This is a genomic window from Pseudomonas sp. (assembly GCF_026224925.1).
Classification (GTDB): domain Bacteria; phylum Pseudomonadota; class Gammaproteobacteria; order Pseudomonadales; family Pseudomonadaceae; genus Aquipseudomonas.
Genome location: NZ_JAMFRV010000538.1, coordinates 1 through 10,211 on the forward strand (window position 1 = coordinate 1; position 10,211 = coordinate 10,211).

General features: G+C 54.0%; 8 protein-coding genes and 1 pseudogene. 7 read left to right on the forward strand and 2 right to left on the reverse strand.

The window, feature by feature from the left end:
- Positions 1 to 126: 126 nt before the first annotated feature.
- Positions 127 to 1,014 carry a threonine/homoserine exporter RhtA gene (gene rhtA, locus M0974_RS22690; RefSeq protein WP_297842111.1) on the forward strand — a complete coding sequence of 296 codons (888 nt, stop codon included), beginning with the start codon at positions 127 to 129 and terminating at the stop codon, positions 1,012 to 1,014.
- Positions 1,015 to 1,195: 181 nt separating this feature from the next.
- The gene (locus M0974_RS22695) at positions 1,196 to 1,474 is read left to right on the forward strand and encodes a hypothetical protein (protein ID WP_297842085.1); all 279 of its coding nucleotides are present in this window, start codon (positions 1,196 to 1,198) and stop codon (positions 1,472 to 1,474) included.
- A 139-nt stretch (positions 1,475 to 1,613) separates the two neighbouring features.
- Here the strand turns inward: M0974_RS22695 and M0974_RS22700 are convergent, their stop codons facing one another.
- A complete protein-coding gene (locus M0974_RS22700; protein ID WP_297842088.1) occupies positions 1,614 to 3,422 on the reverse strand; it encodes an aminopeptidase P family protein in 1,809 nt (602 codons plus the stop codon).
- A gap of 57 nt (positions 3,423 to 3,479) precedes the next feature.
- Positions 3,480 to 4,646 (reverse strand): aminotransferase class V-fold PLP-dependent enzyme, encoded by a 1,167-nt coding sequence (locus tag M0974_RS22705; RefSeq protein ID WP_297842093.1) that lies wholly within the window; start codon positions 4,644 to 4,646, stop codon positions 3,480 to 3,482.
- 948 nt (positions 4,647 to 5,594) lie between these two features.
- On the opposite strand from M0974_RS22705, the gene M0974_RS22710 reads away from it, so the two are divergent.
- From M0974_RS22710 to M0974_RS22730, 5 genes and pseudogenes are all read left to right on the forward strand, one after another.
- Entirely contained in the window at positions 5,595 to 6,380 is a 786-nt protein-coding gene (locus M0974_RS22710; protein ID WP_297842095.1) for a hypothetical protein, read from the forward strand.
- 59 nt (positions 6,381 to 6,439) lie between these two features.
- Positions 6,440 to 7,561 carry a DegT/DnrJ/EryC1/StrS aminotransferase family protein gene (locus M0974_RS22715; RefSeq protein WP_297842098.1) on the forward strand — a complete coding sequence of 374 codons (1,122 nt, stop codon included), beginning with the start codon at positions 6,440 to 6,442 and terminating at the stop codon, positions 7,559 to 7,561.
- Positions 7,562 to 7,566: 5 nt separating this feature from the next.
- Positions 7,567 to 9,081, forward strand: a complete 1,515-nt coding sequence (locus M0974_RS22720) for a lipopolysaccharide biosynthesis protein (protein WP_297842101.1) — start codon at positions 7,567 to 7,569, stop codon at positions 9,079 to 9,081.
- Between the two features lie 36 nt (positions 9,082 to 9,117).
- A complete protein-coding gene (locus M0974_RS22725; protein ID WP_367279042.1) occupies positions 9,118 to 10,035 on the forward strand; it encodes a glycosyltransferase family 2 protein in 918 nt (305 codons plus the stop codon).
- A pseudogene (locus M0974_RS22730) lies at positions 10,025 to 10,211 on the forward strand (low molecular weight phosphotyrosine protein phosphatase); the annotation flags it as partial. The gene M0974_RS22725 and the pseudogene M0974_RS22730, both read left to right, overlap by 11 nt.

Sequence of the window (10,211 nt, forward strand, 5' to 3'; positions counted from 1 at the left end):
AGTGCCATCAAGGTGGGCATGATGCGTAATATCAGTCTATTGAGCAATATATTGCTCAATAGACTGATATTACGCATCATGCCCACCTTGATGGCACTCCCAAATGACCGTGGACGATCAACCGCAATGAACGACCAACCCCGCAGCCTCGCCTCGCTACTGTTCCCGGTGGGCATACTCCTTATTGCCATGGCATCAATTCAGACGGGGGCATCGCTGGCCAAGAATTTGTTCCCATTGGTTGGAGCCCAAGGCACCACCACATTAAGGCTGACATTCGCCAGTGTGATGCTGATATTGATCCTGCGACCCTGGCGGGCTCGATTGACCGCCAAATCGCTACGCACCGTCGTCATTTACGGAATCTCCCTAGGGGGAATGAATTTCCTCTTCTATATGTCCTTGAGGACGGTACCACTCGGAATTGCCGTCGCACTGGAGTTTATCGGGCCACTGACCGTGGTACTGATCTCTGCACGTAAAGCTGTCGACTTTATCTGGATCGCCTTGGCAACCCTCGGCTTGCTGCTGCTTATACCGATGGGCGCGGGCAGCGCCAATATTGACCTTATAGGCATAGGCTACGCGTTGAGTGCGGGGGTTTGCTGGGGACTCTATATATTGTTCGGCCAAAAGGCCGGTGCAGACAATGGTATCCAGACGGCAGCGCTAGGCGTGTTAATAGCGGCACTGTTCATGGCCCCCATCGGAATCGTCCACGCTGGATCAGCCCTACTAAACCCAGCGCTGATTCCTACGGCACTGGGCGTAGCTATCTTATCTACCGCCCTGCCCTATAGCTTGGAGATGATGGCGCTGACACGATTACCTGCCCGTACGTTCGGAACATTGGCGAGTATCGAACCAGCTTTTGGCGCGTTGTCGGGGCTGATCTTCCTACATGAAAGTCTGACATTGACCCAATGGTTCGCCATTGCCTCAATCATCCTTGCCTCAGTAGGAGCAACGCTGACCACGCACTCAAAATCACCGACGCCGGTGCCGGTCGACTAAACCAGTTTTGGATAGTTATTAAGATGGCGCTAGCATTTGTAACCCGGTTGGGCCATGTTTAGCCCCGCAATAGGGACCATCTTTGGAGCGTCAATGACCTGGACGTCATAGCGGCACCCTGTTTACCGCCGAATTCAAGCTGGGCACTGGCATTAATCAGTTCGCCAGGTTAGGGACAGTAATGAAATACATTTTGATCATCTTGGCGTCACTGACCCTCATCAGTTGTGCGGCGACAACCAAGCACATTAAACACAGCAAGCGTGGAATACATATCAATTGCTCAGGGCTCACCTCTTCCTGGGACAAGTGTTATGAAATGGCCGCCACCACGTGCGACTCCAACGGCTACCGAATTATTGCCAAATCCGGCGACGCGGTAGAAGATCCGGGTGACTATCCTTTTGGCCTCAATCCGGCAGGATTTACCAGCCGCAGCTTGATTGTCCTCTGTAAATAACCCACGCCATCCCTCGATGGCGCCAACCTTGGCGCACCCGCGACCAATCTGACTTGCTTGTTATTTGAATCCGATGACATGGCGCACGCGCTAAAAACAACAACGCCGCAGGCCTGAACCTGCGACGTGGCGCTTACGCTCAGATGGCAGCAGTGCGCGAACGCAACCACTCTAACCCAGGCCCCTCTAACAGTGGGCTCAAGCGTTGATCAACCTCGGCGTGATAACTGTTTAGCCAGTCACGCTCCTCTTGCGCCAACAAGGATACTTCCAGACAGCGCGTATCGATCGGGCACAGGGTCAAGGTTTCGAATTTGAGGAACTCCCCGAACTCGGTTTTCCCTGCTTCGCGATTCAAGACCAGGTTCTCTATGCGCACCCCCCAACGCCCCGGCCGGTAGGTACCCGGTTCAATCGAGGTAATCATCCCCGGCTGCATGGCCGTGTGAGGTGCTGGCGGAACTTGATAGGCAATGACCTGCGGACTTTCATGGACGTTAAGGAAGTAACCTACGCCGTGCCCGGTCCCGTGTCCGTAATCCACACCTTCAGCCCAGATCGGCGCTCGGGCAATAGAGTCGAGCAACGGCGATGCGATGCCCCGTGGAAAATGAGCCAGCGACAATGCAATTACGCCCTTGAGAACGCGGGTGCAATCTCGTTTTTGCTCAGCGGTGGGCGTTCCGATCGGCACCATTCGGGTGATATCGGTTGTACCGCCCAGGTATTGGCCACCCGAGTCGATCAATAACAGGCCGTCGCCTTCGATTTGCGCGTGCTCTTGTTCAGTGGCCCGATAATGCGGCATGGCGCCATTACCGTTAAAACCGGCGATGGTCGCGAAGCTTGCCGAAACATAACCAGGACGACGAGCGCGTGCCTGACCTAGATGAAAGTCGATAGACAGTTCACTGACGGGCTCATTGCCCAAGGCCGACTCCAGCCACGCAAAAAACTCACAGAGCGCAGCACCGTCTTGCTCCATCGCTTGGCGAATATGCTGTGCATCGGTTTCGCTTTTCTGTGATTTGAACAACGTCGTCGGGTTTAGCCCTTCGACCAATGTAACTTCAGCGCTGAGGTGGTCAAGCAAGCCACAGGTCACGCGCGCAGGGTCAATCAGCAGCCGAGCTTCAGGCGGAACTTCACGCAGGGCCGAGGCAACCTTGGTGTATTCAACCAATGTGATGCCCTCGCCTTCCAGTGTCTGGCGCAGCTCGGCGTCCATTTTCACAGAATCGACAAACAGACTGATCCCCTGTGGACCAATCAAAGCGAAAGAGACAAACACCGGGTTGTAGGAAACATCAGCGCCGCGCAGGTTAAATAGCCAGGCGATGTCATCCAGCGTTGCAATGAAGTGCCAATCTGCACCGCGCTCTAGCAACACCTTGCGCACTTTAGCCAGCTTCTCGGCTCGGCTGACGCTCGCCTGAGGAGGCAAGTGCTGGTAGATGGCATTGGTCGGCAAGGCTGGCCGATCCAGCCAAACCTCGGTTAACAGATCGAAATCGGTGCGCAAGCTGGCGCCCTGATCGTATAACTTGGCGGCCAACGTACGGGCCGAGGCAACGGCCAATACCGCCCCATCTACTGCGACAACACCCTGAGGCTTGGCGTTTTCTGCTAACCAGTCCAGAGCGGTCGGCCGGCCCGGCTGCAACTTCACCAGCTCAATGCCGGTACCCGCCAATTCTTTAGCCGCCTGCTCCCAGTAACGGCTATCCGCCCATAAGCCAGCAAAATCGGCAGTCACGATCAATGTCCCGACCGAACCGTGAAAGCCCGAAAGCCATTGCCGACCTTGCCAATAACCTGGCAGGTACTCAGAAAGATGCGGGTCCGCCGACGGCACCAGGTAAGCGTCGATTCGCTCCCGGCTCATCAAGGCACGCACCTGTGCTAAACGTTCCGTGACCACTCCATTGGTTGTTGACTGCGTACTCATTAATTCTCCTACTGAACCGGTAAGTGACGTGTCCCGATTCAGATAATGGAGCAGCGATCAAGGCTGAGCAACTGCCCAGAACGCAGGCTGATTTAATGAAGCCTTGATCAGCTGTGCCGCGCGGTCCACATCCTGCTCAGTGGTGAAGCGACCGAGACTTAAACGGATGGTCTGGCGCGCCGCCTGAGCATCGTGGCCGATCGCCAGCAATACGTGGGATGGAGCATTGTTCGCGGAGTTGCATGCCGAAGTAGACGAAAAAGCCAACGAACCGCTCAATTTCGCTAGATCAAGGTCACCGTTACCGAAGGTCAAACTCAATGTATGTGGCACCTTGCAGGTCTTGCCACCGTTAAAGCGTATACCAGGAACGTCGACCAGTTGCTGCCGCAGACGCTCATGCAAAACACCAATTCGTGCGACCTCATCATCAAACTCATGCGCAGCCAGGCTAAAGGCTGCCCCCATGCCGGCGATCTGGTGCGTGGCCAGTGTGCCCGAGCGCAAACCACTCTCATGCCCACCGCCATGGATTTGCGCTTGTAGACGTTTATCGGCTCGGGGTCCCACATAAAGCGCACCAATGCCTTTGGGGCCGTACACCTTGTGTGCGGAGAACGACATCATGTCCACTGCCAGCAAGGCGAGGTCAATGCTGACCTTACCCGCGCCCTGCGCCGCATCCACGTGAAACAACGCACCGTGTTTACGAACGACGGCGCCGATCGCGGCAATGTCGTTAACGCTGCCGAGCTCATTGTTAACCAACATCAAAGACACCAGAAACGTGTCCTCGCGCAGTGCTGCCTCGACGGATGCCGCCGAAATCAAGCCATCCGAATCCGGCGCCAGATAAGTCACCTGATTATCAGCACCTTGAAGTTGGTGAGCGGTGTCGAGAATCGCCTTGTGTTCAATCTGGCTAGTAATGATGTGCCCGCCCCGCTGCGCTCGCCCCTGAGCAACCCCCTTGAGCGCCAGGTTATTCGATTCGGTTGCACCTGACGTCCACACTATCTGACTAGCTTGCGCACCAACCAAGTCAGCGACCTGCTGGCGCGCCTGCTCTACTGAATGGCGCGCTTGCTGGCCATAGGCATGGGAGCTGGAGGCTGGATTTCCAAAGTTGCCGGAAACACCAAGACACTCAACCATAATCTGAATGACACGCTCGTCCACAGGCGTGGTGGCGGCGTAGTCAAAATAAAGCGGCAATTTCGTCATCGTCAGGGATCTCTAAAGCGCACACCCAGGAACGCCGAGGTGATTACGTGAAGCCGAAGCGTCGAGGAATGATCATGCCCTATTTTTACATAGATCGAAAAATTATTAATTATTATTTATATATTCTATTTTGGAATATAGACGATGATTGGTTCAGCTTTTCGCTCAGCGAGATACCAGGTTCAAAGGACTGAGTCAGAACCAGATACAGTTTGTTGGAAAAACACTCGATTCAATGCTATCCAGCTCTTGACACACTCAATCGAACATCAATTTCTTTTATAAAAACCAACTACACTCGTAAGCGAACAGCCTGCCTAAACACGCAAGTTATTATTGAACTTTTCCCCAATACCCCCTCTATGAAGCGCGTCTAAAAACCGTCGCCGCACCGTGACGGTGCATGTGATGTTTTTTTGACGATCAATTAAATCAATGAGTTATGAATCACGATCTACCGTTTATCAAAAACGTAACAGTTATTTGACGAAATAATTTGACAGGAAGCACGGCGCCGTCGATATATATGTCTGTCAGACGATTCATTGCTACTGCAGCAGCGCCTAAGAGCAATGCGCACGACGCGTCTGGATACATCCCTTGCAGTTCTGCCCTATGACATCAATTAGCGAAAAGGTGTGATTTCAGCGCCTGTGGCAGTCCGTTGATTATTGGAAACTTCGATTTTTACTGAGCATGCTCGGGCGGGCGGTAGCTTGGCCTTTTGTTTGAGCAACGGAGGCATACGTAGGACAGCAGATAGGAACTTTCAGAAGCGGCGTTATTAGCGAAGCGATGGGTGACTGGATCAACAGATTCGGGCGGTAGCGTGGTTAACAAACATGTCTAGCGCCCTATATGTTCCGGTTTTACAGATGTGCCACCTCAATAATGGCACCCGTTCCCAAGCCGCTTCTTTTATCACTTGCCTAAAAGAGCCATGACGCGATGCCTATATCTTTTAGCATTGACGAAAAGCAGGTAGAGCAACTGGCCAATGAGATCGATAGCAACGGCTTTGCCAAGCTGAGCGGTGTGGTCGGTGAAGCCGAACTTGCGCAGCTGCGCGCCTATACCGACCTTCATGCAAGTCAGCATCCCGGCGAATATTTTGCCTACCACGGCGAGCAAGCATTGGCCGGTAGTCTGTTAGCAAGCGTCTGGGCTGACCCGGCTTTCAAGGTGCTACTGGCCCGTTTGTACCAGCAAGCAGCAGGAGAATCGGCACCCAGTGACCGGATTTTCCCAGTGCTGCGCTGCGTTCAGGGAAACCAAGGGCGACGCGAATCCAACAGCTTCCATTTTGATGCCACCCTGGTCACAGCGCTGATCCCTATTTTCATACCGGAACAAGGCGAAGAGCGCGGCGACCTGGTGCTGTTTCCAAACTTACGCACGGTACGTTCGTTCGTCCTGTTTAACGTGATTGAAAAAGCCTTACTGCAAAATCGCTTCAGCAGAAAGTTTATATCCGCGGCGCTTGATAGGGGCTGGTTAACCGCTGACACCCTGAAATTAGAACCCGGCAATATTTACTTTTTTTGGGGTTACCGTTCGTTGCACGCGAACCGCCCGGTCAGTCCAGATTTAAAACGGGCAACCGCGCTCTTTCATTTTGGTGATCCACACACCGGCAGCTTGGCAACCCAGCTGATTCTTAAGTTCAACCAGCGTCGCGCTCGACAGGTCAGCCGAAAAACCGGCAGCCCACCCTCCGAATCTACACCGGGTTAGTCCGGTCGGCTCTCACACTTCGGAACCAGCGCGACTAGACGTTAGACATGGAGACTTTGATGATCAACGTGACCAAAACCTATTTGGGTGACATCAACAAATTCAAAAATTATGTTGATGGTATTTATGCTCGCGGCTGGCTAACCAACCACGGACCGCTGGTCACTGAGCTGGAACAACGGCTCACGGACTATCTAGGCGTAAAACACGTACTGCTCACCAATAACGGGACGCTGGCCCTGCAAGTTGCTTACCGCGCGCTCGGCCTTAGCGGCAGCGCAGTGACCACACCGTTCAGCTTTGTTGCTACCAGCAGCTCGTTGCAGTGGGAAGGTATTCGTCCGATCTTCGCCGACATCGACCGGGCGACCTGGAATATCTCGCCTGAACACATTGAAAGCAGGATCGTTTCCGACACTACGGCAATCGTCGGCACCCACGTATTTGGCAACCCGTGCGCCGTCGAGCAGATCGAGCAGATCGCGCTGAAGCACAAACTAAAAGTAGTGTACGACGGCGCCCACGCGTTTGCGGTTCGTCATGCGGGCAAGTCAGTGCTCAATTGGGGTGACGTCAGCACCTTGAGTTTCCATGCGACCAAGTTGTTTCACACCATCGAAGGTGGCGCGATTATCACCAACGACGATGAACTGGCCCGGAAGGTTTACCTGCTGTGCAACTTCGGTATTGCAGGCGTCGATACCATCGAAGGCATCGGCATCAACGCCAAAATGAATGAGTTTTCGGCAGCGATGGGCCTGTGCATCCTTGACGACATGGAGAACATTCTCGAGAGCCGCGCTGAAATTGCCTATCGATATCAGTCCCAATTGGGCGATCACATGGACTTGCAACAGGCTGAGCCCGATAGCCAGCTTAACCACAGCTACTTTCCGGTAGCTGTCACCGGCGAACAACAATTGCTACGCGTCCGTGCAGCGCTTAATGACAAAGGCATCAACCCACGGCGTTATTTCTACCCCTCTCTGGACACCCTTGAATACCTGCAACCGCAAGCGGCTCAGAGCACCTCTCGGTCCTTGGCCCAGCGCGTGCTTTGCTTGCCGATCTACCCAGGTCTGGCCAGGGAAGACCAAGACAGAGTGATCGAAACGTTAATTACTGAGTGCAGCCAAGGCCGGGTCAGGTATGACGACTCCGCCCTGGCTCAAGTTATCTAACGATCATGGCGAGAAAACTTTCCGTTATTAGAAACACCACCTTGAGCTACGCCGGACAGGCGTATGCGCTGCTGGTGGGCATTCTTATCATGCCTTTTTACCTGGGCCACTTAGGAGCTGAGGCCTATGGCCTGATCGGCTTTTTCTCGGTCATGCAGGCATGGCTGCAATTACTCGATGCAGGCTTGTCGCCCAGCTTGGTCCGCGCAGTAGCGCACCAGCAAGGACTGCCAAACACGGAGCGCAGTGCGGGCCATTTGTTGCGTTCGTTTGAAATCATATTTTTACCGATGGCCGTGATTTGCATAACGGTGATCTACGCCGCAAGCCCGTGGATCGCGCTGCAATGGCTGAATGCACAGACACTGGACAGCGAAACCCTCATTAGCTGCATCGGCATGATGGGTGTGATTATCGTATTGCGCTTATACGCGACGCTTTATAAAAGCGGCATTCAGGGTCTTGAACAACACGCGTGGCTAAACATCGCCAACGTGATTATTGCCACGCTGCGTTATTTCGGCGGATTGTTACTGGTCAGCAGCCTATCGCAAGACCCTAGAGACTTCTTCAAATTCCAAGTCGCGGTTGGCTTGATCGAAGCATTGATTTTTGCCGGTCGGGCCTATCAACAGATGCCTGCCCCGCACCTGTTCAGCGGCTTCAACTGGGCACTGGTCAAGCCAATCATTCCGTTTGCCGCCAGCATGTCGCTGACCACAGTAATGTGGATTGTGCTGACGCAAATGGACAAGGTGCTGCTCTCGGAGATCCTGCTGCTCAAAGAGTACGGCTACTTTTCATTAGTGGCGCTGATTACCACCGGCATCCTGATGCTGGCCAACCCGCTCGCGCAAACCTTGCTGCCGCGCTTGACCGTATTGATGGCCGAGGGTCGGCAAGACGATATGCACGCCTTGTTCCTCTCAGCCAACCGCTTCGTGTGTACCTTACTGTTCCCGTTAGCTGCTGTGATTGGCTTCCATGCCGAACCGCTTATTTTCGCCTGGACCGGTGATCTGACGGCGGCCCACTGGAGCCAGTCAATTTTGCTTTGGTACGCATTGGGCAGCGCAATCATGGCCGCAAGTAGTTTTCAGTTTTACCTGCAATACGCCCACGCGAATTTGACCCTGCACGTCTGGTACAGCGTGGTGTCAGCCATCATCACCGTGCCGGTGATGTTTCTGGCGATCCATTATCAAGGCGCGTATGGCGCTGCGCTGGCCTGGTTTGGTTTACGTCTTCTGTCTTTTGTGATCTGGCCTTCTATTGTCCACAATCGATTGGCCCCGGGGATTCACGGTCAATGGACCCACGACATCGCACGCATCACCTTGATGACCGCCGTCGGTATCGCAGCCAGCGAACCGCTGTTTCGCATGCTTGCTGGTCAAGACCGCCTCTCAACTTTCCTCGGCCTGGCCGTCAGTGGCTTTATCACCCTGACGCTCGTGGCTATGAGCTACAAACCGCTGGCCGCAAAACTTTATTTTTTGTTCAGCAAACCGAGTACATGAGCCATGGATGCCACTGTGCAAAATGCTACCCCTGAAGTGCCACGCGCTAGTTCCGAGCAACCGACAGTGGTGCCGCTACTGAGCATCGTCTGCCCAACCTTCAATCAGGCGGGGTTTATTGCACAGACCCTTGAGAGCTTCCTGGCACAGAAAACCAATTTCCCCATCGAAATTCTGATAAACGACGATGCCTCTACCGACGGTACTACACAGATCGTCGAGCACTACGCCGCCCGTTACCCGAAGCTGATTCGGCCGTTTTATCACAAGGTCAACCAGTACTCGCAAGGCAACTTGTGTACGCCAGGCATTTTTAAAGAAGCACGAGGGAAGTACATCGCGTTTTGCGAAGGCGATGACTATTGGACTGACCCACGCAAATTGCAGATTCAGGTGGATTTTCTCGAGAGCCATCCTGATTACGCGCTGACCTATCACGATGCGATGTCGTTTGATGCTGAAGGCGAACATGGCATTCAGCTAGAGGGCAAACTACGCGCCGATGCGACCTCGGTCCAACTGCAGCGGGCGCGGCCGGTCTCGACGCTCACAACGTGTTTTCGCAACGTCCTGCACGATATGCCACCGGAGCTATGGTTAGCCCCACTCAACGATCTCTGCTGGTGGTCACTGCTCGGTGCGCACGGCCACGGCAAATTTCTCGGTGAAATCAAACCGGCGATGTATCGCCTGCACCCAGGTGGCGTTTTCTCCATGCGCTCGCACAAACGAAAATTGCACATGAGCCTGCAGACCTGCTCCAGCCTTGCAAATTACTACAATCGGATCGGCAATCAGGCCGTCTACGAATATTTCCTGATTCAAGTGTTCTGCTTGTCGATCTCCGCCATTTCGCCGTTGCACAAAGTGCAAGCGCTTCTATTGGTGGCTCGCAACATCAGCGCCAATCTCAGCAAGCGGCTCATGCTGTCGGTTAAAGGTAATGTTCAATAATCTTTTGGTGATTTGCGTCGGCAACATCTGCCGCAGCCCCATGGCTGAAGCCATGTTCCGCGAGCGCCTGATGACGCCCGGCATGCAGGTCTCGTCGGCGGGTATTCACGCACTGCTCGCTTCACCGATGGACCCCCTCGCCCGAGAGGTCTTGAAAATCCATGACATCCCGACCC

What these genes read in the sequence shown, in the direction of transcription:
- rhtA (WP_297842111.1), top strand. Translation starts at nt 127, where the DNA reads ATGAACGACCAACCCCGCAGCCTCGCCTCGCTACTGTTCCCGGTGGGC.
- M0974_RS22695 (WP_297842085.1), top strand. Translation starts at nt 1,196, where the DNA reads ATGAAATACATTTTGATCATCTTGGCGTCACTGACCCTCATCAGTTGT.
- M0974_RS22700 (WP_297842088.1), bottom strand. Translation starts at nt 3,422, where the DNA reads ATGAGTACGCAGTCAACAACCAATGGAGTGGTCACGGAACGTTTAGCA.
- M0974_RS22705 (WP_297842093.1), bottom strand. Translation starts at nt 4,646, where the DNA reads ATGACGAAATTGCCGCTTTATTTTGACTACGCCGCCACCACGCCTGTG.
- M0974_RS22710 (WP_297842095.1), top strand. Translation starts at nt 5,595, where the DNA reads ATGCCTATATCTTTTAGCATTGACGAAAAGCAGGTAGAGCAACTGGCC.
- M0974_RS22715 (WP_297842098.1), top strand. Translation starts at nt 6,440, where the DNA reads ATGATCAACGTGACCAAAACCTATTTGGGTGACATCAACAAATTCAAA.
- M0974_RS22720 (WP_297842101.1), top strand. Translation starts at nt 7,567, where the DNA reads ATGGCGAGAAAACTTTCCGTTATTAGAAACACCACCTTGAGCTACGCC.